Source organism: Candidatus Enterovibrio escicola, assembly GCF_002464935.1.
Classification (GTDB): Bacteria; Pseudomonadota; Gammaproteobacteria; order Enterobacterales; family Vibrionaceae; genus Enterovibrio; species Enterovibrio escicola.
This window is the reverse complement of sequence record NZ_NBYY01000027.1, coordinates 1-24,491: the sequence shown is the minus strand read 5'-3', so window position 1 is coordinate 24,491 and position 24,491 is coordinate 1. Positions and strand designations below refer to the sequence as shown.

Annotated in this window: 16 protein-coding genes and 8 pseudogenes; 17 read left to right on the top strand and 7 right to left on the bottom strand. The window is 40.8% G+C overall.

The window, feature by feature from the left end:
* From BTN49_RS22445 to BTN49_RS08800, 8 genes and pseudogenes are all read left to right on the top strand, one after another.
* Positions 1 to 232 (top strand): annotated as a pseudogene (locus BTN49_RS22445) (transposase); the annotation flags it as partial.
* 4 nt (positions 233 to 236) lie between these two features.
* Positions 237 to 332: pseudogene (locus BTN49_RS18140) on the top strand (IS5/IS1182 family transposase); the annotation flags it as partial.
* A gap of 390 nt (positions 333 to 722) precedes the next feature.
* Positions 723 to 1,504 (top strand): annotated as a pseudogene (locus BTN49_RS08825) (GntR family transcriptional regulator).
* 133 nt (positions 1,505 to 1,637) lie between these two features.
* Positions 1,638 to 4,304, top strand: coding sequence for a pyruvate dehydrogenase (acetyl-transferring), homodimeric type (gene aceE / locus BTN49_RS08820; protein ID WP_097356881.1), 2,667 nt, complete (start codon positions 1,638 to 1,640; stop codon positions 4,302 to 4,304).
* Between the two features lie 13 nt (positions 4,305 to 4,317).
* Positions 4,318 to 5,892, top strand: a complete 1,575-nt coding sequence (gene aceF, locus BTN49_RS08815; RefSeq protein WP_097356880.1) for a pyruvate dehydrogenase complex dihydrolipoyllysine-residue acetyltransferase — start codon at positions 4,318 to 4,320, stop codon at positions 5,890 to 5,892.
* 227 nt (positions 5,893 to 6,119) lie between these two features.
* Positions 6,120 to 7,544, top strand: coding sequence for a dihydrolipoyl dehydrogenase (gene lpdA, locus BTN49_RS08810; protein WP_097356879.1), 1,425 nt, complete (start codon positions 6,120 to 6,122; stop codon positions 7,542 to 7,544).
* A gap of 28 nt (positions 7,545 to 7,572) precedes the next feature.
* Positions 7,573 to 8,088: pseudogene (locus tag BTN49_RS22440) on the top strand (transposase); the annotation flags it as partial.
* A gap of 154 nt (positions 8,089 to 8,242) precedes the next feature.
* Positions 8,243 to 9,169: pseudogene (locus tag BTN49_RS08800) on the top strand (IS5 family transposase); the annotation flags it as partial.
* A gap of 481 nt (positions 9,170 to 9,650) precedes the next feature.
* On the opposite strand, the gene acnB reads toward BTN49_RS08800, so the two are convergent.
* Together acnB and BTN49_RS08790 are read right to left on the bottom strand one after the other, a co-directional pair.
* Positions 9,651 to 12,248: a bifunctional aconitate hydratase 2/2-methylisocitrate dehydratase gene (gene acnB / locus BTN49_RS08795; RefSeq protein WP_097356877.1), complete on the bottom strand. Its 2,598-nt coding sequence runs from the start codon at positions 12,246 to 12,248 to the stop codon at positions 9,651 to 9,653.
* Positions 12,249 to 12,527: 279 nt separating this feature from the next.
* Positions 12,528 to 13,454, bottom strand: a pseudogene (locus tag BTN49_RS08790) (IS5 family transposase).
* 610 nt (positions 13,455 to 14,064) lie between these two features.
* Here BTN49_RS08790 and glnK point away from each other — a divergent pair.
* From glnK to BTN49_RS08760, 6 genes are all read left to right on the top strand, one after another.
* The gene (glnK, locus tag BTN49_RS08785; RefSeq protein WP_097356876.1) at positions 14,065 to 14,403 is read left to right on the top strand and encodes a P-II family nitrogen regulator; all 339 of its coding nucleotides are present in this window, start codon (positions 14,065 to 14,067) and stop codon (positions 14,401 to 14,403) included.
* A gap of 21 nt (positions 14,404 to 14,424) precedes the next feature.
* Entirely contained in the window at positions 14,425 to 15,654 is a 1,230-nt protein-coding gene (locus tag BTN49_RS08780) for an ammonium transporter (RefSeq protein WP_097356883.1), read from the top strand.
* A gap of 169 nt (positions 15,655 to 15,823) precedes the next feature.
* The gene (locus BTN49_RS08775) at positions 15,824 to 16,831 is read left to right on the top strand and encodes an extracellular solute-binding protein (RefSeq protein ID WP_097356875.1); all 1,008 of its coding nucleotides are present in this window, start codon (positions 15,824 to 15,826) and stop codon (positions 16,829 to 16,831) included.
* Between the two features lie 89 nt (positions 16,832 to 16,920).
* On the top strand, positions 16,921 to 18,552 hold the full coding sequence (locus BTN49_RS08770) for an ABC transporter permease (protein WP_097356874.1): 1,632 nt from the start codon (positions 16,921 to 16,923) through the stop codon (positions 18,550 to 18,552).
* Positions 18,549 to 19,577: an ABC transporter ATP-binding protein gene (locus BTN49_RS08765; RefSeq protein ID WP_097356873.1), complete on the top strand. Its 1,029-nt coding sequence runs from the start codon at positions 18,549 to 18,551 to the stop codon at positions 19,575 to 19,577. Before BTN49_RS08770 ends, BTN49_RS08765 begins: the two co-directional genes overlap by 4 nt.
* 159 nt (positions 19,578 to 19,736) lie before the next feature.
* Positions 19,737 to 19,988 carry a helix-turn-helix domain-containing protein gene (locus BTN49_RS08760; RefSeq protein ID WP_146679316.1) on the top strand — a complete coding sequence of 84 codons (252 nt, stop codon included), beginning with the start codon at positions 19,737 to 19,739 and terminating at the stop codon, positions 19,986 to 19,988.
* Between the two features lie 188 nt (positions 19,989 to 20,176).
* Here the strand turns inward: BTN49_RS08760 and BTN49_RS21035 are convergent, their stop codons facing one another.
* The 3 genes from BTN49_RS21035 to BTN49_RS21025 all read right to left on the bottom strand — a co-directional run bounded on the left by BTN49_RS21035 (position 20,177) and on the right by BTN49_RS21025 (position 21,113).
* A complete protein-coding gene (locus BTN49_RS21035) occupies positions 20,177 to 20,584 on the bottom strand; it encodes a transposase (protein ID WP_097356871.1) in 408 nt (135 codons plus the stop codon).
* Positions 20,585 to 20,777: 193 nt separating this feature from the next.
* Positions 20,778 to 20,900: a hypothetical protein gene (locus tag BTN49_RS21030; RefSeq protein ID WP_394336663.1), complete on the bottom strand. Its 123-nt coding sequence runs from the start codon at positions 20,898 to 20,900 to the stop codon at positions 20,778 to 20,780.
* Between the two features lie 27 nt (positions 20,901 to 20,927).
* The gene (locus tag BTN49_RS21025; RefSeq protein WP_423248258.1) at positions 20,928 to 21,113 is read right to left on the bottom strand and encodes a transposase; all 186 of its coding nucleotides are present in this window, start codon (positions 21,111 to 21,113) and stop codon (positions 20,928 to 20,930) included.
* Positions 21,114 to 21,291: 178 nt separating this feature from the next.
* Here BTN49_RS21025 and BTN49_RS08745 point away from each other — a divergent pair, with 178 nt between their 5' ends.
* Together BTN49_RS08745 and BTN49_RS08740 are read left to right on the top strand one after the other, a co-directional pair.
* Entirely contained in the window at positions 21,292 to 21,723 is a 432-nt protein-coding gene (locus tag BTN49_RS08745) for a transposase zinc-binding domain-containing protein (protein ID WP_097356869.1), read from the top strand.
* Positions 21,724 to 22,159: 436 nt separating this feature from the next.
* Positions 22,160 to 22,477 carry a hypothetical protein gene (locus BTN49_RS08740; RefSeq protein ID WP_097356868.1) on the top strand — a complete coding sequence of 106 codons (318 nt, stop codon included), beginning with the start codon at positions 22,160 to 22,162 and terminating at the stop codon, positions 22,475 to 22,477.
* A gap of 509 nt (positions 22,478 to 22,986) precedes the next feature.
* Here BTN49_RS08740 and BTN49_RS19335 read toward each other — a convergent pair.
* A complete protein-coding gene (locus BTN49_RS19335) occupies positions 22,987 to 23,115 on the bottom strand; it encodes a hypothetical protein (RefSeq protein WP_263363642.1) in 129 nt (42 codons plus the stop codon).
* 105 nt (positions 23,116 to 23,220) lie between these two features.
* On the opposite strand from BTN49_RS19335, the pseudogene BTN49_RS18130 reads away from it, so the two are divergent.
* Positions 23,221 to 24,034, top strand: a pseudogene (locus BTN49_RS18130) (IS5 family transposase); the annotation flags it as partial.
* 24 nt (positions 24,035 to 24,058) lie between these two features.
* Here the strand turns inward: BTN49_RS18130 and BTN49_RS22435 are convergent.
* Positions 24,059 to 24,491 (bottom strand): annotated as a pseudogene (locus tag BTN49_RS22435) (transposase); the annotation flags it as partial.

The following is a 24,491-nucleotide window of genomic DNA, read 5'->3' as shown; positions in this document are numbered from 1 at the left end:
TGAAACCTAAAGTGATGAAACTTTGGGACCACCTAATGCTCCGAAAATGATTGATTATTGAAACCGTTTTTAATCAACTAAAAACATATCCCAAATTGAGCATTTTCGGCACCATAGTTGTATCATCTTTATGACCCACTTACTGTCGTGGCTGATCGCGTATTCATTTCAACCAAAGAAGCCGAGTATCAAGATGACTCGGGTTGATAAGAAAGCGTTTATGCAGATCTGAGGTTGATTACAAAGCTAAAGTTGGTGAGGCATTAGCAAATGTGAAAGCGATGAACAAAGTTATAAGACTTGGCATGCCTGTTTACCAGCAGACAAATTAAGACTGTAAAAAAGATTGGGAGCAGTGTTTTATAGGTCTGATTTAATCAACAATGCCTCGCAGATAAACATCACTTGCTCATTTATTTGGTGAAAAAGCCGTCACTACTTTTAGTAATTTTATTCCTCTTTTACGCTAAAATATAAGTGTCTAGTCATTACCTGAATTCAGGTTTAATCTGAATAATTTATCATACTATTTAGTATTAGTTGATGAGTATGAAAGTCATATTTGTGTGTAACATCTTTTGATGTAAGTCAATTTCGCTGTAGACACAAAAGTTGCATTTTGGTAAATTCACACATGCATTATAGATGGTATTACCAATTAACGGAAATCAGTAATTTGGCCATGACGAGCAACGGTTACTGTACCAAAATATAAAACAAAGATGGGAATTAACGGATTCGTCAATCCTGAACTATCTGATGTCATAGAAAAAGAGCCTAAGAGGCTGATTCTTGATCTATAGATGGTACGTTTTTACTGGGATAGAAACTGCTTACGGAGCGTGAACTGGCGAAATAATTTGACGTTTTCCGTCCCTCTATTCGTGAAGTAATACAGCGATGTAGAAGCAAAAAAGATGGTGAGCTGTAAGTAAGGTGGTGGAACGTTTGTCAGTGGTCCTTTATGAAAGACGATCTCCGATCTACTGATCGATACTGGTTGGCTAATTATCTAGAATCACAACTAGATTTACTGGAATCCCGTCATGCATTAGAAGTAATTTCCACCCACTTTTCGGCATTATGGGATACTGAAGAAGATTTAACCAGAATGTGTGAATGTCACTAACGCATTCTGGAATACTCAGCAACTTGGCGATACGAAAGCCGAAGGCAGTACTGTTATTTAATATCGGATCGTCTTTACTGAAGCATCATATTAACAGTGGTACTGTTGTCTATTATGCGCAGCTTGTCTCCCTTGCTGGAGCAAAACATTTTGCAAAATCTAGAATTACTTAATTATCACGAAAATATAGTTGAAAAGGTAAGTAAGCACAGAGGAAGCATTGTGCAAGAGACTATTGCAGGGGAGCCATAATAGGCCTGTCAAGCATCGTATGTGCATATGGCTTTCATTGAAGAAACTTTGCTGCATCTCAGTCGTGAAGCGAGTCGCTATGAACGTTCGCTTCGTAAGATTCGGCAACGTGAAAGTGTCTAAGAATAGCGTGTTCTAACCGTTCTTTAATGTTGATATTTCATATAGATATCGCTCAAGCGGAATTGTTAGGATTCATTTCAGCTACCTCAACACTAGTTTTGTACGAGTCAATCAACGAAAGGATAGAATCACCATGTCTGAAGTCATGAAAAATGACGTGGATGTACTTGAGACCAAAGAGTGGTTAGACGCTCTAGCCTCCGTAGTCTGTGAAGAGGGTGTAGAACGTGCTCAATTCCTGCTTGAACAAGTTATAGAAAAGGCGCGTTTGGATGGTGTTGATCTTCCTACTGGTATTACCAGCAACTATGTGAATACCATCCCTGTGGATAAAGAACCTGAATATCCAGGTAATGTGAAGTTGGAACGCCGTATTCGGTGTATCATTCGTTGGAACGCGATTATGATCGTGTTACGGGCTTCGAAAAAAAACTTGGATTTGGGGGGTCACATGTCATCTTACCAGTCCGCATCTGCTTTCTATGAAGTGTGCTTCAATCACTTTTTCATTGCTCCCAATGAAGTAGATGGTGGTGATCTGGTTTATTATCAAGGACATATCTCCCCTGGTATCTACTCTCGTGCATTTGTTGAAGGACGCCTGAATGAAGAACAGTTGGATAATTTCCGGCAAGAAGTTGATGGTAAAGGTATTCCTTCATACCCACACCCGAAACTAATGCCTGAATTCTGGCAGTTTCCAACTGTATCTATGGGACTAGCTCCTATCTCTGCTATTTATCAAGCTCGTTTCCTGAAGTATCTGGAAGGGCGTTGCCTAAAAGAAACCGCCAATCAGCGCGTATATGCGTTTCTGGGAGACGGTGAAATGGATGAACCAGAATCTCGGGGTGCAATTTCATTTGCAGCACGTGAGAAGCTGGGAAACCTATGTTTCATAATCAACTGTAACCTGCAACGACTTGACGGCCCTGTAATGGGCAACGGTAAGATCATACAAGAATTGGAAGGTTTGTTTAAAGGGGCTGGTTGGAACGTGGTTAAAGTAGTCTGGGGCAAGGGTTGGGATAAATTATTGGCGAAGGACACCTCCGGTAAGCTTATTCAGTTAATGAACGAGACTATTGACGGCGATTACCAGACATTTAAGGCGAAAGACGGTGCATATGTTCGTAAGAACTTCTTCGAGAAGTACCCAGAAACAGCTGCATTGGTTGCAGATATGACTGACGAAGAGATCTTTGCACTTAAGCGTGGAGGACATGAACCGTCGAAGCTGTTTGCTGCATTCCAAAATGCAAAAGAAACGTCTGATCGTCCAACTGTGATCTTAGCGAAGACCGTTAAAGGTTACGGTATGGGTGCAGCAGCTGAAGGCAAAAACATCGCACATGGTGTGAAGAAAATGGATATGAGTCATGTTGAACATCTTCGTAATCGCTTGGGTCTGGATGATCTTGTTTCTGATAAAGCAATGATATCCCTACCATACCTTAAACTGGAAAAAGATTCCCAAGAATATGAATACATGCACGCTCGCCGTAATGCACTGCACGGTTATACACCTAGGCGTCTATCTAAGTTCACCCAAGAATTGGTAATACCTAAGATTGAAGAGTTTCAATCGCTGCTTGATGAACAAAAACGTGCTATTTCTACAACAATGGCATTTGTTCGAACTTTGAATATCCTTTTGAAGGATAAAGGAATTGGTAAAAATATCGTTCCGATCATTGCGGACGAAGCCCGTACTTTCGGTATGGAAGGCTTGTTCCGTCAAATTGGTATTTATAACCCGCATGGTCAGGAATATACTCCTGAAGACCGTGGCGTTATTTCTTACTACAAAGAAGCGACTTCAGGGCAGGTTTTGCAAGAAGGTATTAACGAACTGGGTGCTATGTCGTCATGGGTTGCTGCTGCAACGTCCTATAGTACTAATGATTTACCAATGATCCCGTTTTATATTTACTATGCTATATTCGGTTTTCAACGTATTGGCGATATGGCGTGGATGGCAGGGGATCAACAAGCCCGTGGTTTCTTGTTAGGTGCAACGGCGGGTCGTACTACTCTGAACGGTGAAGGTTTACAACACGAGGACGGTCACAGCCACATTCAGGCGAATACCATCCCTAACTGTATCTCTTACGATCCAACATTCGCATATGAACTCGCTGTCATCATGCAAGATGGTATCCGTCGAATGTACGGTCCAGACCAAGAGAACGTATTTTACTATCTGACACTGATGAACGAAAACTATGCTATGCCAGCCATGCCTGATGGTGTTGAAGAAGGTATCCGTAGGGGAATCTATAAATTCAAATCATATGAGGGCAATAAGTCTAAGGTTCAACTTATGAGTTCTGGAACTATTATGAACGAAGTTTGCAAAGCCGCAAAAATCCTGAGTGAAGACTATAATATTGCATCTGATATATATTCTGTTACCTCGTTCAATGAGCTAACACGTGAAGGCCAAGATGTAGATCGTTTTAATATGCTTAACCCAGAAGCAGAGCAAAAAGTACCTTACATTACGCAAGTAATGGGTACTGAACCTGCTATTGCGGCAACGGATTACATGAAAAACTACTCGGAGCAAGTACGTGCATTCATGCCTTCTGAATCTTTCAAGGTTCTTGGTACTGATGGTTTTGGTCGTTCAGATAGCCGTGAGAACTTGCGCCGTCATTTCGAGGTAAATGCTGACTACGTGGTAGTTGCAGCACTAACTGCATTGGTGAAGCGCGGTGATATCGAAAAGTCTGTAGTAACGGAAACTATCTGCAAATTCGGTATTGATACTCAGAAAGTGAATCCCCTGTACGCGTAAGAGGCATATATCAATGGCAATTGAAATTAACATACCAGAAATCGGTGCCGATGAGGTTGAAGTTACAGAGATCTTCGTTAGTGTTGGTGAGAGAGTTGAAGTGGAACAGTCTCTGATTACCGTTGAAGGTGATAAAGCATCTATGGAAATACCGGCTCCGTTTGCCGGTGTTCTGAAAGAAATAAAAGTAGTAGTTGGTGATATCGTGTCTACGGGTTCTCTAATCATGATTATTGAGACTGTAGGGTCAGATTTAGCTGTAGAGACTCCAGTAGTTGCTAACAGGCTAGCAATCGCACCTGTTTTTAGTGGTTTGAAAGCTATTTATGTTCCAGATATCAGCGGTGATGAAGTTGAAGTAACAGAACTCATGGTGGCACTTGGCGATAACATTGAAAAAGAGCAATCTCTGATCACTGTTGAAGGAGATAAAGCATCTATGGAAATACCGGCTCCGTTTGCCGGTGTTCTGAAAGAAATAAAAGTAGGGGTAGGCGATAAGGTGTCTACTGGTTCTTTGATCATGACATTCGAGGTTGAGAAAGTATTACTTTCTCAAGAAATTCCTGTTCAGGGATCTTCTATAATTCCCGTCCCTAGGACCTCTACAGTACGAGTGGCTACATCATCGGCTAGCAGTGACTTCGTAGAAAATAACGCGTATGTACACGCCTCTCCGCTTGTTCGTCGTTTGTCCCGTCAGTTTGGTGTTAACCTTACCAAGGTTAAAGGTAATGGACCTAAAGGTCGGGTACTGAAAGAGGACGTCTATAACTTCGTTAAAGAAGCACTTAAGCGCTTAGAATCTAGCTCTAGCATGTTGGGTAAAGGCGATGAAGCGGTGTTGGGGCTTCTTCCTTGGCCTAAGGTCGATTTTAGCGATTTTGGTGATACTGAAGTCAAGTCGTTGTCCCGTATTAAGAAGATTTCTGGTGCTAATTTACACCGTAACTGGGTGATGATCCCACATGTTACCCAATGGGATAATACTGATATCACTGAAGTTGAAGCATTCCGAAAAGAACAGAATATGATTGAAGCTAGGCAAGATTCTGGAATGAAGATCAGTCTGTTGGTCTTCATTATGAAAGCTACTGCTAAAGCATTGGAAACGTTTCCTTCCTTTAACTCGTCACTGTCTAACGACGGCAATAGTGTGATCCTGAAAAAATACGTTAACATTGGTGTCGCAGTTAATACGCCAAATGGTTTGGTTGTTCCGGTCTTCCGAGATGTTAACAAAAAAGGCATCCACGAATTGTCTCGTGAGCTTATGAAAATTTCCAAGAAAGCCCGTAATGGAAAACTGATAACATCTGATATGCAAGGAGGTTGTTTCACTATTTCAAGCCTAGGTGGTTTGGGTGGAGGAAAATTCACGCCAATTATTAATGCACCTGAAGTGGGAATACTAGGTGTGTCTAAATCTGAAATGAAGCCAGTTTGGAATGGCAAAGAGTTCGAAGCGCGCCTAATACTGCCTCTGTCATTGTCTTATGATCATCGTGTAATCGATGGTGTAGAGGGTGCTAACTTTATCACGTACTTGAACGAGTGTATGTCTGATATTCGTCGTTTGGTACTGTAAGCTCGAGATTTTGTTAGATGCTTGTTTGCACATGGTAAATGCTGAATTGACGTATAGCTCACAGGCTCTGGTTTTTTGTTTTTAACTTTAGTTAGCAGGGCAGTAGAATGTCGGATCAACGAGAGTCGATCTATAGTTAGATGCCTATAGTTAAACAACAGGGTTCAATTAGTAAAAAAACCTAATCGCTTAGCGTATTAGGGACATAGGACTACAACGAGGTCAGAATGAGTAAAGAAATCAAAACCCAGGTTGTTGTACTTGGTGCTGGTCCAGCCGGATACTCCGCTGCATTCCGTTGTGCAGACCTTGGTCTGTCTACTATCATTGTTGAACGTTATAACACCCTTGGTGGTGTTTGTCTGAATGTGGGTTGTATTCCGTCGAAGGCACTACTGCACGTAGCCAAAGTTATCGAAGAAGCTAAAGCTATGGCTCAGCACGGTATCGTTTTTGGTGAACCGCAAATTGATATAAATAAAGTCCGTTTTTGGAAGAATAAAGTTATCACACAATTGACCAGTGGTCTGAATGGTATGGCTAATATGCGTAGAGTGAATATTGTTCAAGGTCTGGGTAAATTCACTGGGACTCATACGCTAGTCGTGGAAGGTGCTGAGGATACAACTACGATTACCTTTGATAACGCTATTATCGCTGCAGGTTCTAGTCCAATTAAACTGCCCTTTATTCCACACGGAGATCCACGTATTTGGGATTCTACAGATGCGCTGGAGCTGAAAGAAGTTCCTGAAAAGCTGTTAATTATGGGTGGAGGTATCATCGGTCTGGAAATGGGTACCATATACCACGCGCTAGGTTCTACAATTGACATTGTAGAAATGTTTGATCAACTGATTCCTGCTGCGGATAAAGACCTTATAAAGGTATTGACTAAGCATATCAGCAAGAAGTTTAATCTTATGCTTGGAACCAAAGTTACCGCAGTAGAAGCCAGAGAAGATGGCATTTATGTAACAATGGAAGGCAAGAAAGCATCTGTAGAATCTATCCGTTACGATGCGGTTTTAGTTGCTATCGGTCGTATACCTAACGGTAAATCTCTGGAAGCTGTAGCAGCAGGCGTTGATGTTGATGAGCATGGCTTTATCAACGTCGATAAACAATTGCGCACCAATGTATCGCATATTCATGCGATTGGTGACATCGTGGGTCAACCAATGCTTGCACACAAAGGTGTTCATGAAGGTCATGTAGCAGCTGAAGTTATTGCGGGCAAAAAGCATTATTTTGATCCCAAAGTGATTCCATCAATTGCTTACACTGAACCTGAAGTTGCTTGGGTTGGGAAGTCCGAAAGAGAAGCGAAAGAGGAAGGCATCAACTATGAAGTTGCAATCTTCCCTTGGGCTGCATCTGGCCGTGCAATAGCATCAAATTGTGCTATCGGTATGACTAAAATGATCTTTGATAAAGATACGCATCGTATTATAGGTGGTGCTATTGTTGGTGCTAATGGTGGTGAGTTGCTGGGTGAAATTGGTCTGGCAATTGAGATGGGTTGTGATGCAGAAGACATTGCACTAACCATTCACGCTCACCCTACGTTATACGAATCAGTGGGTTTAGCCGCAGAGGTGTTTGAAGGTACAATCACGGATCTACCAAATACGAAAGTGTTTAAAAAATAGAAATAAATTATTGTACTAAAGATCGCCTATATTAAAATCGGACGATTTCTGTCAGGTTTTCCTTCCTACTTGGAAAAAACACCAGATTTCTGGTATCAAAAAAAGAAATAAGCCGTCTTGCCTCTCAAGTTAGCGAAGTAATGATGATAGTGATAACTTTCCATCAATCGGGGTATCGAGACTTCAAAACTTATTACATCTACTTTGTTTGTCGCTACCTTACCAATGAATTTCTTAAGTTAGTTAGCTACACGCGAATGCTCAAGCTCATGCAAAGTGTTCTGGTTCCGCTTTGCTCTTACCTCACTCACCGTCAGGGATTGCCTTCGTTGATTCGTCCAAGCTACAGGTTTGTCACAACCTACGTATTCTCAGACATCAAGTTTTTAAAGGTACCTCGAAGCGAGGAAAAGGAACGATGGGGTGGTTCTACGGTTTCAAATTATACCTTATGGTCAATGACCAAGGTAGCATTATCTCAGTTAATGTGACGACGGCTAACGTGGATAATAAAAAGGCTCTGTCGGAAATGGCTGACGAGCTTTGAGGGGTTATACGGAGAAAAATTGTTGTTTCCAAAATATCTGAATTAATTGCAATGCCTACGATCAGATCATCATGGAATTAAGAGGGAGGTTATACTGGGAAAAGCCAAGCACAAGATCAGCAGCTAGACACAATATACTTAAGCATGAGTAAACCGTGGTTTAGTGACTTTTTAGATAGACGTCGCTGCTATTAAGGCTAGGCATTGTCTAAAGTATCACGGTCATCGTGGCCGTTGGTTTATATTTTCGGACAACTTGATTGTAACGGCACTAATGGTGAAAGGTATGTTTAAGCTTTCACTTCGTGGATTAAAAGGCTTTTTCAATTCGGTTTTTACGTTGATGAATATCCCGCTGAAATCCCCTACAGACACCTGTATTAGTAAGTGTTCGAAGACCATAAAAGTTAAGTACCGCTTGCTGAGTCGAGGAGCTATCTCTCACGTCATTATTGATGCCACAGGCTTAAAGGTCTACGGTGAAAGTGAATGGAAAACGCGTAAACAGGGTAATGGAGAAGCGGTGTATCTGGCACAAACGTCATCTTGCCATTGATGTGTATACTCATGAAGTTATTACTGCAGAAGTTATCTTTGGTTTCTGTGGGTGACAATGAGGTTTTACCTATATTGCTGAACCCATTACGATGAAAGATACAGCAAGTTAGTGCTTCAGTGCTGATGGAGCCTATGACACAAAATCATGTCACCACGTACTGAAGAACAAAGGAATAACGCCTACTATTCCACCTAGAAGCAACTCGGAGGCAGGGCATCTTAGAAATGAAGCTGTAAAGGCTTGAAAAGAGGACAAACTGGAGGAGTGGAAAAAGGACAGGGTTATTACAAACGCGCATTAACAGAGACAGCAATATGTTACTATATGTAGTTGCTCAGTCCTAAACTTATTCTTCGTAATTACAATGCTCAAGTTAGTGAATTTCTGGCAAATGTGAAAGCGATGAACAAAGTTATAAGAGTCAGTATGCCTAAATTTAACCTCAGATCTGAGGTTAAATTATATGTGCTGCAGTTAAATTTATGTTCAACTTCGCCAGCAGACAAATTAAGACTATAAGATAAATTGGGATCAGTGTGTTATAACCCTGTATGCCACTACTTGGAAAGTGAGATGATAAGTAAAATCTCTGAGATGCTTGATGTGTACCACAGTGGTTACTGCCGTTAGTTGAAAAGTGTTTATTCGACTACCATTTTTAGTCTTTATTTTCCTATCCTGTTCGTATTGTAGTCATTTTAGATGACGAAGGACGTTTGTTTTATGGATATACTTCGTTTGATAAATCATTGTAGTATTCCAATCTTCTGATGCAAATAGTACCGCTTTTATGTAGTCACGGACTCGATCCTAACTTGTTGTATCATGTGGAGTTTCAGGTGTTTGTTATTTTGTCAAAGTAACTTCCATAGTACGTAGATTAACCTTTATTTTATTTAAAATAAAGCATAATCAACCATTACGGGATATAAGGTAATCCTCCCATGAATAAAAACCCCTTCACCTTCGGAAGTTGTTATCATTCGGTTTCTCATATAAATTACACTATAGTTTGAATAATCACTCCATTTGCTTTTTTAATATATCGATCCATAAGGTGGAAGTTCAGATAACGATACGTATCTGCAGACGTTGTATTAATTTTCTTCACGAATTCCAGATATTCGTCAACCGTTGGGATACGCCCAAGAATAGCACCCACAGTGGCCAATTCTGCAGATGTCAAGTACACTCTCGCCCCAGTTCCAAGACGGTTAGGAAAGTTACGAGTAGAAGTAGAGAGCACAGTTGCTTTGTCTGCAACACGTGCTTGATTGCCCATGCACAGTGAACATCCTGGAGTTTCGATGCGTGCACCAGCACGACCAAAAATACCATAGTAACCCTCTTCTGTTAACTGATCACGATCCATCTTCGTTGGAGGTGCTACCCACAGACGAGTAGGCAGTGTGCTACCGAATTTATCCAATAACTTACCCGCTGCACGGAAATGACCAATGTTGGTCATACAGCTACCGATAAAGACTTCGTCAACACTTTCACCGGCAACATCAGACAATAAACGTGCATCATCTGGGTCATTCGGTGCACACAAAATAGGCTCTTTAATGTCTGCCAGATCTATTTCAAGCACGTTTTCGTATTCAGCATCTATATCTGCTTCCATCAATTCTTGGTTAGCCAGCCAAGCCTGCATTGCTGCAATGCGACGTTCAATAGTACGACGAGCACCGTAGCCTTCCACGATCATCCACTTAAGCATTACGATATTTGAATTTAGATAGTCAGCAACAGATTTTCGTGATAATCTGACGGTGCATCCTGCCGCAGAGCGTTCAGCCGATGCATCTGACAGTTCGAATGCCTGTTCAACAGTCAGGTATTCCATACCTTCTATTTCAAGAATGCGACCAGAAAACTCGTTAATCTTACCTGCCTTTTCGATCGTCAGCAGACCTTCTTTAATCGCGAAGTAAGGAATTGCATGCACTAAGTCCCGCAAGGTTATACCTTGCTGAAATTTCCCTTTGCAGCGCACAAGAATTGACTTTGGCATATCTAGAGGCATTACACCAGTAGTCGCTGCAAATGCTACCAGACCGGAACCTGCAGGGAACGAAATACCCAGAGGGAAACGTGTATGCGAATCACCGCCTGTACCTACAGTATCAGGCAGAAGCATACGGTTCAGCCATGAATGTATAACACCATCACCTGGGTGTAATGCAACACCACCACGGGTTTCGATAAAATGAGGCAAAGTGTGATGAGTGAGCACATCAATTGGTTTCGGGTAGGCGGACGTGTGACAGAAAGACTGCATCGTCAGGTCAGCAGAGAAACCCAAACAAGCAAGATCTTTTAGCTCGTCACGGGTCATTGGCCCAGTAGTGTCCTGTGAACCAACAGTGGTTATCTTCGGTTCACAGTACGTTCCCGGACGGATACCTTCGACGCTACATGCTTTACCCACCATTTTCTGGGCAAGGCTGAAGCCTTTGTTCGAATCTACCATAGATTGTGGACGCCTGAATACATCAGAAGAGTTAAGATTCAATGCGTCACATGCACGGTCAGTCAGAGCACGGCCGATGATGAGAGGAATACGGCCACCTGCCCGAACTTCATCGTACAACACGTCGGTTTTTAATGAGAAGGTAGAGAGCACGTCATTACGACCATGGCTGCTAATTCTACCTTGGAATGGGTATACGTCGATGACATCACCCATATTTAATTTAGATACATCCAGTTCAATGGGCAATGCACCCGCATCTTCCATGGTATTGAAGAAAATGGGGGCAATCTTTCCACCTAAGCAATAACCCCCTGCACGCTTATTTGGTACGTTAGGAATATCGTCTCCCATGAACCACAGTAAGGAGTTAGTCGCAGATTTCCGTGAAGAACCCGTACCAACAATATCGCCTACGTAAACCAACTGGTGACCTTTATTTTTCAGAGCTTCCATCTGCTTAATCGGACCAATGATGCCAAGTTTATCAGGTTTTACACCTTCCCGAGCATTTTTTAGCATCGCCAGAGCATGCAAAGGGATATCAGGACGAGACCATGCATCGGGCGCAGGTGACAAGTCATCTGTGTTTGTTTCACCCGTAACTTTAAATACGGTTAATGTAACTATCTCTGATACATTAGGCTTTGATAAAAACCACTCAGCATCCGCCCAAGATTGCATAACTTGTTTTGCATATGCGTTGCCCGCCTTGGCTTTTTCTTCAACATCGTAGAAAGAATCAAACATCAGTAGTGTATGCGACAGTGCCTTTGCGGCGATAGATGCAAGCATGTCGACGTCCAATAGCTCAATTAGGGATCCAATGTTGTACCCCCCCTGCATGGTACCCAAAAGTTCAACGGCTTTTTCTTTACTTACCAATGGTGAATTCGCATCACCTTTGGTAATTGCAGTCAAAAAACCTGCTTTGACATATGCTGCTTCATCAACACCAGGTGGAATACGATTTTCTAGCAGATCAATCAGAACTGTATCTTCATCAGCTGGTGGTTTTTTAAGTAGTTCAATTAGTCCTACTGTTTGTTCCACATCAAGTGGTTTAGGGACGATCCCCTGAGCGGCTCGTTCTTCGACATGTTTACGGTAGGTTTCAAGCATGACGTTTCCCCTCATATTTCGGTATGACCATCACGGCCAGACATCCTTGGAATTGAATTCAGCGTGCAGACACAATTAAAGGTTGTTATCTATCTATGGTGCCGTGCATGATTAGATTTTATTCTATCATTTTTTAACCAGACCTTAAATTACAACTACGGGATGAGACATTCAATCTATCCGTAGAATTACATTTTCTGCACCTTTTTTACCATTCGTAATGGTGTTGTTGATTAAATCAGGCCTATAATTCATTGATTTCAATATTTTTTTACAGTCTTAATTTGTTTGCTGGCAAATAGGCATACCTAGTCTTAGAACCTTGTACATCACTTTCATATTTGCCAGCATTTCACCAACTTGAGCATTGTAATCACGAAGAATAAGTTTAGGGCTTAGCAACTGTTTATAGCGAAACATTGTTATCTCTGCTAATACGCGTTTGTGATAATCCCTGTTCTTTTTCCACTATGCCAGTTTGTCATCTTTTAACGCCTTTAGAGCTTAATTTCTAGGATGGATTTTCTCCCAGTATCCCACGTTGCTTAGAGGTGGAATAGTGGGAGTTATTCCTTAGTTTTTCAGTACGTGGTGACATGTTCTTATGTCATAGGTTCTATCATCACTGAAGCACTGACTTGCTGTATCTTTCGTCGTAATGGGTTAAGCAATGTAGGTAAAACTTCATTGTCACCCACAGAAACTAGGTTAACTGCTGCAGAAATAACTTAATGAGTAGACACATCAACGGCAAGATGAAGTTTGCGCCAGATACACCGTTTCTGTTTACCGTGTTTGTGCGTTTTCCATTCACTTTCACCGTAGACCTTTAAGCCTGTGGTATCAATAACGACATGAGGGACAGATCCTCGACTCAGCAAACGATACTTAACATCTAAGATCCTCTAACTCTTACTAATATAAGTTTATTATAGGGGATTTCAGCGGGATGTTTATCAACGTAAAAATTGAATTAAGAAGGCCTTTTAATCCACGAAGTGGGAGCTTGAAAATACTTTTTACCATCAGTGCAGTTTCAATCTCGGTATTTGAAAATATAAACCCACGATCACGATGACCGTGATGCATTAGACAATGCTATGTCTTAATGACAGCGTTGTTTGTCCAAAAAGTGACTGAGATCTGGTTTACTCATGCTTGATTATATTGTTTCCAATTGCTGATCTTGTGCTTAGTCTTTTCCATTATAGCCTCTCGCTTAATTCCAAGATGATCTGATCGTAGGCATTGAGATTCATTCAGATATTTGGGAAACAATGAAGTATTTATACCAAAATAACTTGAAGATGCAGGTTTCAGATAGCTCTATTTATGTCATGGTCAAGCTATCCCTTTGTAGGTGTAGTTGAACTCCATCAAAAAGAGATGCCATCGAGCATGGCGTCAGTAAACTCGCTCTACAAATGGGTATCTATGCACTTATTTCGTCATTAGATCCCCGTGAAATATACTAATTATTCCATATGAGGATTTACTTCAAACTGAACGCACTGATGACCTTTGGAATCGAATATTTTTAAGTTATTTTGGTATGAACGCATGAATATTTCGCTTTAGGTAGGTAAATCTCAAGTCGGCGATAATTGATCATTTACATTGGAGGTAATAGCAATTCTCCTTACCTGACCGTTTCTGCCTTATTATGGTGAAAAGGATGCTCTAAAGTAGTGCAAAAAGAATCGTTAGAGCACACATGTATCATTAACTAACTGATTATTAATCATAGTTAAACTTGGTACGGTATTTGTTTCTTCTTTGTAAAGAACATATTATAACTTGGTCCAAGGAGACGGGAATGAAATTCATCAGTGCGATTATCAAACCATTTAAATTGGATGATGTTCGCGAGGCACTAGCCGATGTTGGAGTGGACGGAATGACAGTATCTGAAGTCAAAGGCTTTGGTCGTCAAAAAGGACACACAGAACTGTACCGTGGAGCAGAGTATCAGGTTGACTTTCTGCCAAAAGTGAAATTAGAAATTGCAACTCACAGTGAAAACGTTGATGAGATCATCGAAGCTATCAGCAAATCTGCGCAGACTGGAAAAATTGGGGATGGAAAGATTTTTGTTTTTGACCTTCAGCATGTTACTCGTATTCGTACTGGCGAAATGGATTCAGAAGCTATTTAAAACATTAAAGGAGCATTGATGATGGAATTATCGAATACGGTTTATGGGTTGCGTTACGCGCTTGACACATTCTTCTTTTTAATGTCAGGAGTACTGGTTATGTGGATGGCTGCTGGTTTTGCCATGCTGGAAGCTGGTTTAGTTCGCTCCAAAAATACTTCAGAAATTCTGACGAAAAACATTTGCCTATATGCGATTGCTTGTACCATTTACTTGTTGGTAGGGTATAGCATCATGTATATCGATAATTTAAAAGGGGGTTTGTTACCTTCATTTGATTTCTTAATTGGAATCCAAGGTAAAAGCGCAACTCATTCTTTAGAATCTGATTTTTTCTTTCAAGCTGTCTTCGTTGCCACCGCGATGTCGGTGGTATCTGGTGCGGTAGCTGAACGCATGAAGTTATGGGCTTTTCTTGTGTTCTGTATCGTATTCACTGCGGTTATCTATCCTATTGAAGGATATTGGACATGGGGTGGTGGTTATTTGTCTGAATTAGGTTTCAGTGACTTTGCAGGATCAGGTATTGTGCACATGGCTGGTGGAGTGGCAGCCTTCGCAGGTGTTTTGTTGTTAGGCCCTCGTAAAGGTAAATACGGTAATAATGGTCAAATTCACCCTATTCCTGGCTCAAATCTGCCGTTGGCAACGTTGGGTACATTCATTCTGTGGTTTGGTTGGTTTGGCTTCAATGGAGGTTCACAGCTAATGCTGTCTAATTTCGAGAATTCGACAGCAGTTGGGCAAATATTTGTAAATACCAATGCTGCCGCTTGTGCGGGTGCTTTGGTTGCATTATGTGTGTGCAAAGTAATGTGGGGCAAAGTAGACCTTACTATGATATTGAACGGAGCTTTAGCAGGTTTGGTAGTAATAACTGCAGATCCATTGTCGCCGTCTCCGGTCACCGCCCTAGCTATTGGCAGCCTATCCGGTGTATTAGTCGTAATGAGTATCATTTGTTTAGATAAACTAAAGATTGATGATCCAGTAGGTGCAATTTCAGTACATGGTATCTGTGGTTTGTTTGGTTTGTTGGTTGTACCATTTAGTAATGAAGACGCGACTATTGGTGTGCAGTTGCTAGGTGCTATGATTATTTTTTCATGGGTATTTGGTATGAGTTTGGTCATATGGGGAATACTTAAATCAACAATAGGAATTCGTATCAGTGAAGAAGAAGAGTTAAAAGGTATGGATTTTCATGACTGTGGTGTTGATGCATATCCTGAGTTTGTTAGTGCAAAATAATGTGGATAGTGTAAAATAGCCACGCATATTCTTAACATGATTTTTGTTGACTGACTGACTGTCTGTCTGTTTGCTGCCAAGGATTGCACAGTGACTAGTGGTATATACATTACATAATAGGACCGATAAACGTTCTAATATTAAAATTACGATTTATAAAGGTAGGGAAATGAAAAATTTGCTTGTAGCATCTGTTATGACGCTTGGAATTATGGGGGCAAATGCTGGAGAAGAGGTTAATGTTTATTCTTACCGACAGACTTTTCTGATTGAGCCAATGCTGAGTGAATTTACCAAAGAAACAGGTATTAAGGTAAATGTGAAATTTGCCCAAAAAGGAATGGCAGAAAAAGTAAAACAGGAGGGTGAATATAGTCCAGCTGATGTTTTGCTTACTGTTGATATCTCTCGCTTGATGGAGCTTGTTAACAAGGATCTTGTTCAGCCTGTTGACAGCATTACACTTAAAAATAATGTCCCAGATCAATACCGTGATAGCGGAGACCGTTGGTTTGCACTCACAACTCGTGCTCGAACGGTTTACTCATCACGTTATCGCGTGGGAATGTTAGATGAAAGTTTTGATTATATGGATCTAGCTAAACCTAAATGGAAAGGGAAATTATGCACACGTTCGGGTAAACACGCGTACAATGTGTCGCTGGTTTCTGCCATTATCGCGAATCACGGTGAAGTAAAGGCTAAGACTTGGCTGGAAGGCGTAAAAGCAAATTTAGCACGTAAGCCCCAAGGAAATGACCGTGGTCAGGTAAAAGCCATTTCAGAAGGATTGTGTGATCTATCATTAGGTAATAGTTATTATCTCGGTAAAATGCTGGTTGATGATGAACAAAAGCCTTGGGCTAATAGTGTTTATTTAAACTATATAGGCCAAAAGTCCAACGGTACTCACGTGAACATCAGTGGTATGGCGATGGCAAAATACGCGCCTAATAGAGACAATGCACAAAAACTGATGGAGTTCTTGACGTCAGATGTGGCACAGCGACTATATGCAGATGTAAACTTTGAAGAACCAGTGAAGCTTGGTGTGAAAAGATCTAAATTGGTTGCATCTTGGGGTGAATACACTGCAGACGATTTGCCACTAGAAACCATTGCAGAGAATTATACGAAGGCAATGAAGCTTCTCGATGAAGTTAAATTCGATTTGTAATGGCTTTTCCCTGTAATGCATTAGGGGAATTATATTTCCCCTTAAGTATGATGTCTTTATCCCTAATGGAAGCCCTAATGCAGTAGGCAATGTCAGAGCGTAACCGATTTTTAAAAACTAGTAGTTGGATGTTATCTTTGTTACTAGTTTTACCGATTATAGCTATTTTCTACGCTTCCTTTGGAGAATCAGAGGAGGTTTTTGGACACTTAATGTCCACAGTTATGGGAACCTACACCATTAATACTGCGTTGTTAGTGGTAGGAACTGTATTTCTATCTATCTTAATGGGGATTCCTTCGGCTTGGTTGATGGCCAATTATGCCATATCAGGTGATCGCTGGCTGCAATGGGCTCTAGTATTGCCGCTTGCAATGCCGAGTTACATCGTAGGTTATATTTACACTGACTGGTTTGATTACGCGGGTCCGTTACAAGGGTTGTTGCGTGAGTGGATGGGATGGACATCCGCTACCCAATATTGGTTTCCTGATTTACGCACTTTACTGGGTGCATGTTTCGTGTTATCGCTTGTGCTGTACCCCTATATTTATTTGCTAGCACGAGCTGCTTTTATGGAACAAAGCTTGACGCTAACTCAATCAGCTAGACTGCTTGGTTGTTCTCCTCTACAAAGTTTCTTCCGTATATCCTTGCCTTTGGCTCGCCCTGCGATTGCAATAGGTTCTTCTCTGGTTGCGATGGAGGCGATTGGTGACTTTGGAATTGTGAGTTATTTATCTGTCAGTACTTTAACAACCGCCGTGTATGATACATGGTTAGGTTATTCCAACCTAAATGCTGCCGCAAAGATTTCTGCTATTATGCTTGTCGTGATTTTTATCCTTATCAGCAGTGAGCGTTATAGTCGAAGGAAACAAAAATTGTTTAGCCAAAATTCAAGCCCAGACAAAATTGCTAAAGTACATTTGCAAGGGGGATTTAAATTGGCAGCCGTCTTGTGGTGTTGGGTGCTGTTTATCTTAGCCTTTCTTGCTCCTTTATCTCAGTTGATTTTCTATGCGTGGACGTACCATTCAACAAGCTCAATTGTAGATTTTGCTCAATACAGTTTTAACAGCTTATATGTCTCTGCGATAGCCGCTGTTGTCGCCTTGATTATAGGGTTAACTGTGAATTTATATCATCGTCTTTCGGTAACAGTATGGGGTGCTGTACCAGCAAGAGTGTCATCATTAGGTTATGCGATGCCTGGGACAGTACTTGCCATTGGTGTGTTAATTTTTCTTACCAGTGCCGATCATTTTATCAATGATGTAGCAGAAGAATTTGGATTTGGAAGACTAGGCCTTTTTTTATCAGGCACGATGTTTGCTCTGCTAACGGCATTTGTTGTGCGTTTTAGTGCGGTGGCCATTGGTAGTATTGAATCTAGCCTTACCAAAGTGTCACCATCTTTTGATATGGCCGCTCGCACCTTGGGGTGCAACGTAAGAGGTATGATATTACGTATTCAGTTGCCTCTGATCCGTCGTGGATGCTTGATCGCCATGCTATTGGTGTTTATCGAATCAATGAAAGAGTTGAATGCTGCTATATTGCTGCGCCCCTTTAACTTTGAGACATTAGCGACTTACGTATTCAACTATGCATCTGATGAGCATCTTGAATATGCAGCATCATCGGCAATTTTACTGGTTATGGTGGGACTTGTCCCTTTAATAATGATCAACCGTTCGTTGGAGCAAAGCCACGCATGAGTGATGCACTAATTGTTAGCAATCTAATTTGCCGTTATAATGACCAGCCTGTGGTGAATGACCTTTCTTTTAATGTTGAGAAAGGTGAAATTGTTTGTTTACTTGGTTCGAGTGGTTGTGGTAAGACCACCTTATTAAAAGCCATTGCAGGACTACTACCTTTAGAAGGTGGTAGCATGAAAATCAATGGTCGAAAAATTGTAGACACACATATAAATGTACCTCCAGAACAACGCAAGATTGGAATGATTTTCCAAGATTATGCCTTATTTCCCCACCTTACTGTAGCTGGAAATGTGGCGTTTGGAATAACTTCTTGGGGAACCTCAAAAATTAAAACCCGCGTGAAAGAGATGCTTACATTAGTGAAGCTTGAAGGGCTTGATAGCCGATATCCACATCAATTGTCCGGTGGTCAGCAGCAACGTGTTGCTATTGCAAGGGCACTGGCCTGTAAGCCTGATTTACTGCTTCTTGATGAGCCTTTTTCTAATATTGATACCCAAGTTCGCTATAGCTTAATCAAAGAAATTCGTAAAATGTTTAAGCAACAAGATGTAACTGCAATTTTTGTTACACACAGTCGCGAAGAAGCATTTGCATTCGCAGATAAACTGGCTGTAATGAATCAAGGTGTGATTGAGCAATACGGTAGTGCGACAGATTTATACTACTACCCTTACAGTCGTTTTGTTGCTGATTTCTTGGGACACGGATCATATATCCCAATCTCGGGAAATGATAATCAGAAAATGACGACCCCTTTGGGAAATTGGCCGATAGAAAAAAAAGTGAACGGTCATGCCTTAGAATGGTTGATCCGTCCTCAGTACGTCTCTATCTTTCCGGATGAAGCAGGGGAAGGTAAGATCTGTGATGTGCAATTCATGGGGGACAGTTGTCGTTATTGGGTAGAGATCAATGGTCAAATATTGATGGTCTATTCCAATCAATTACTTGAGAAGGGTGACAGAGTGCAACTTGACATCCGTCCGCATCCACCCGTGCTTTTCAGTGTTAATTGAAAAATAAATAGATTTATCTGCCCTCCGTCAGGTGAAATTAACAACCTAGCAGAGAGTTAGCCAGACAAAAGTAAACGCTTGCATCCTCCTTTTATTTGGAGATGTGCATGGCTCATAAACAGTTAAATGACAATGCCCATATTTTATATGGATCCACGATTGGCTGAGGGTTATTCCTTTAGCCAAATTACCCGAAGACTTGGCTGTGGTCACTCCACCATCAATCGAAAAATAAAGTGCCATATCCCAAACGATTTTTATGGTATATCCTGTCATCTTCTTGCATCAGAAGAGGCTAAAGAAACCAGTTCCAACGCTATGAACGGGCTGTTTTTTGGCTTTATTTCAGAAAAAATGAAGGTTCTTATTCATGAGCATCTCAGTACGCATACGTTACCCGAGGCGAACTGACTTTTAAGCACGATATGCAGATCAGATTAATTAGCAGTAATAGTTTTAGAATCTTCTATAAGGCAGTTGACGATGATTTAAAGGTATAGTTTTGCCATTAAATGGCGTTATTTTCCAAATAGCTGAACTAATCTCAATTCCTGGGATCAGATCATCATGGAATGAAGCGGGAGGTTATCGAGCAATGGTCAAATCTGGTGTATAACTTCCAGAGAAGTATCCTGATGATTGACATTTGCTTCATGAATTCCATCTCTGAATTTCATGCCTTTGCTGATATCTGCGAGTAATGTAAGGCCTCGTAGCCTACGACAGTTAACCTCAGTGATTCGTATCAGTTTGCAGACCATTGGCAGTGTCGTTTTTAGGCTTCCACAATTCTTGGTTTTATTCGTTCTTATCCTCACCTTTGCAAACATTGATTTAATGGGGTTTGTCGTTCGAATATGTGTCCAGTGTTCGGCGGTGAAATCGTAAAATGCTAGCATTTTTACTTTGTCTTTGGTCAGCCACTCCGCTGCTTTGGGATATTTAGCATCATATCGTATTTCGAATTGTCCGGAGGATTTATGTGCCTTTTGTTGTGTCTCTGCCATCCAGATATCGTGAAGCGTTTTTTATTCTTTGTTGAACAGTTTTTGGGATTTTGTTTAATACATTAGCCGTTTTGTGTAGCCAGCAGCGCTGATGACGTATCGTTGGCCAATGCTTTGTCACTGCATTCAAAAAACTGAAAGCACCCTTACCAATGGCAAGTTTAGGCGCGATACTGATACCTTGGAACGTTAGCTATGATAGAACTTCAAGCCAACTGACCTTTGATTCCCTGTATCTATCGACAACGGCTAGCATTTCTTTGTGGCAGGCATCATCGATGCCGATGATAACAAACAGGCAAAGCTTATCATCCATCCTAACTTTGCAGTAAATACCATTTGCCTAAATGTAGGCATACCGCCGTGTACTTAGGTCGAACTTACGCCACTGGTCGTATTCTTCTTCCCACTGCTGCTTGAGTTGAGAAACACTGTTTGTTGATAACCCATTGGTTTGTTTACCTAAGAGTGATTCTAGGGCTGGCTGCATATCGCCCGTGGAGATCCCCTGCAGATAGAGGCAAGGGATAAGTTCTTCTATGTTTTTGATTCGCCTGAGATAGGTCGGAACCAGTGTGCTGTTGAACTTGATCCAGCTCCCTGTTCTTTGACCTAGGAATTTCCTCCCAGAAACTATATGTGGTGGGGCTTAAAATATGTCCACTTTTGTGACATATTAATCACGATTAAACAGATAAAAGGCATAAATAAATTTCAAAGGTATCAAATCGAAGCTACTTCACCTTAAACATATTTTCACTACGAATGGGGTCATATTTGTATCCAGTCATCCCCGCTATGACACCGATTATTATTATTCAGAAATCGCTAAGATGATGAAGTGTGGAAGATCAGAAAATGGCTTTGCCACTTACCAATGCTTAAGTTACGGTCAAGGGCAACATAAAGTTAATTTTAGTTGTAAGGGGAAAGCTTGTCCGCAATGTAGAAAGGGTTATACTTGGAAGAGTATGGTCAAAATAAGCGTCTACCTGTTTCCTAGAGTGAGCTATCGGCAAGTTGTCTTAACATTTCCTGAGCAACTTCGTATTCCTTTCTATAATCACTCCAATCAGAAGCGTTTGTATTTTTGGCCTTGCGGAAGCCTGCTTATCAGAGTTAATTCAGGCGCACTTTAAGACCGATGCGTGTGAAAGAGCCGTCATTGTTTTCATCCATACCCATAACCGTAATGGAGATTACAATTCGCATTTATATGTGATACTGGTTAAAGGTGCATTTTTCCCTCAAACTAGGATTGGAAAGGGTTTCAGCTTTTATTGTTATCTCAGCTACGATTATTTTGGCAAAAATATTTTCGGAAGTTAATGGAGATTGAGTTTCCGGCGCGTCAATATGTGATTAAAACCTTATGGGCTAATTATCCTGATGGTTTTTATGCCACTTTTGGTAATGGTCGTAAGAATAAAGTTCCAAGCAAAAGCTATCGAGGGTTAATCCGATACTTAACCAACTATTTTTCATCCCCGCCGATAGGCTTATATAGGATAGTTTGGTATGACGGTCATCAAGTCAGATATTACTATCAATTACATAAAATAAAGTTGAAAATGTATGAGACAAGTGGATGCTCAGGTATTTATTGGCAGGCTGGTTCAGCATATCTTTCCTAAAGAATTTCAACGAGGTAGATATTATGCCCTTCAAACGACAGCAAACTTTGAGAAGTGGTTTGAAGTAATAGTGAGGGCAGCAGGCGACTGGGTGGATGCAATGATGAGCCACACTAAACGTATCAGCTATGTAGAGCTTTTTGAAGAGGTAGCAGGTCGTAATCCCTTAAAATGTGTGTTTTTTGGGAGAGGGATGGAGTTGATTCGGCTCTCCCACCAAAAGCATGGTGTATTCTTCGATTTATTTGCTTCCTATTAGTGGTTAATTGATATGGTTTTTGTTCTGTCGGATATGCGCGAGATAAGTAGGTGTGTCGATATTGGAGGGCTTTTGTTCTTACCGCTAGTTTGTCAGTTTTAACACCTTTACGATTTCACTTTTAGGATCCAATTCTCTTCCAGAATCCCGCGTTTCTTTGAGGTGGAATACTTAGCGTTATCCTTTTATTTTTCGTATCAAAAGTAAAAAACATGTGCATATAAGCCTACATTAACGGTATATACACGTTCGTTTTTTCAAACGTCAAACGCTACAAAAAATCACAAAAAGTCAAAAACTAGAAGCACACTTCTACTAAGGACATTTTAATTTAATTTTTATGCATCATATTTTCAGGAATTAGTAACCGAATTTGTTACTATATTTTTATATCTCGAACCTTTAAAACTTCAAGGATAATGTCGCCAATCCCAGTTTGTAAGTACTGTTCAGATAAATTGTCATTGCGAACTACTCCCTGCTTTCCGTTAGCTTGGAGTTATATGAAATTATTGAGCAAGGATGGAACCTCGGCTTCTATAAGATTGAGCCAACAACTGTTGTGTGCCTTGTTTCAGTAGTTTATTATGCGGTTTTTTTAGTTTATGAAACTCGGTAACGTTATGATTATTGTCCATGCGGTGTATTCCTTGTTGGTTGTTGATCTGGCAAGATCAATCAACAGATTACACCCGTATTATTTCCTACCCATATACCAGAAATCACTATATATCGAGGTTATAATTGGAAAGGGAAAGGCCAAGCACAAGAGCAGCAACTGGAAATAATATAATAAATCATTAGTAAACCTATGCTCAATCACTTTTTGGATAGATGCCGTTGCCATTAAGGCATGATATTGTCTAAAGCATCACGGTCATTGTGGCTGTGAGTTTATATTTTCGGATACCGTGATTAAAACGGAACTGTGATGGTGAAAGGTATTTTTAAACTCCCACTTCGTGGATTATAAAGTTTTCTCAATTCGGTTTTTACGTTGATGAATGTCCCGCTGAAATCCCCTACATACACCTGCATTAGGAGGTGTTCTAAGATCGTCAAAGTTAAGTATCGTTTGCCGAGTCGAGGGGTGGTAGCCCACATTATTATTAATGATACAGGGTTAAAGGTTTACGGTGAAAGTAAAGGAAAACTCGTAAATACGGTAATGGAGAAGCGGTGTATTTGGCGCAAACTTCATCTTGCCGTTGATGTGTCTACTCATGAGGTTATTGCTGCAGCAGTTAGTATAGTTTCTGTGGGTAACAATGAGATTTGACCTATATTGCTTAATCCATTACGACGAAAGATACAGAAAGTCAGTGCTGATAGAGCCTATGATACAAGAGCATGTCGCCACATACTGAAAAACAAAGGAATAACGCCCACTATTCCACCTAGGAGTAATGCGGAGTACTGGGAGGAAGGTCATCCTAGAAATGAAGCTGTAAAGGTTTTAAAAGCGGACAAACAGGCGGAGTAAAAAAGGACAAGGGTTATCACAAACGCTCATTAGTAGAGACAGCAATATTTCACTATAAGATAGTTGCTCAACCCTAAACTAACTCTTCGTAATTAACCTTAGATCTGCATAATGACTTGTTTATCAAACCTAGTTATCTTGATGATCGGCTTCTTTGGTTGAAATGAATACACGATAAGAGCCGCCAGCAAGTTGACCATAAAAATGATACAACTACGATGCCTAAAATGCTCAATTTGGGATATGTTTTTTAGTTGGTCAAAAACAATTTCAATAATAAAGCGTTTTCGGAGTATCAGGCGATTTCAAAGTTTCATTACTTTGGGTTCATGTTTTTTTCATACCCGTTATCAGTGTCACTCCCTTGTCTGCAAGTTCCCGCTCCAATGGATCAGAGATATAACCTTTATCTCCGTATAAACACCCCCAAAGCTCGTCAGCCATTTCCGACATAGGCTTTCTATCATCTAGGTTATCAGTCGTCACTTTAACTGAGATAATACCACCTTGGTTATTGATAATAAGGTGAAA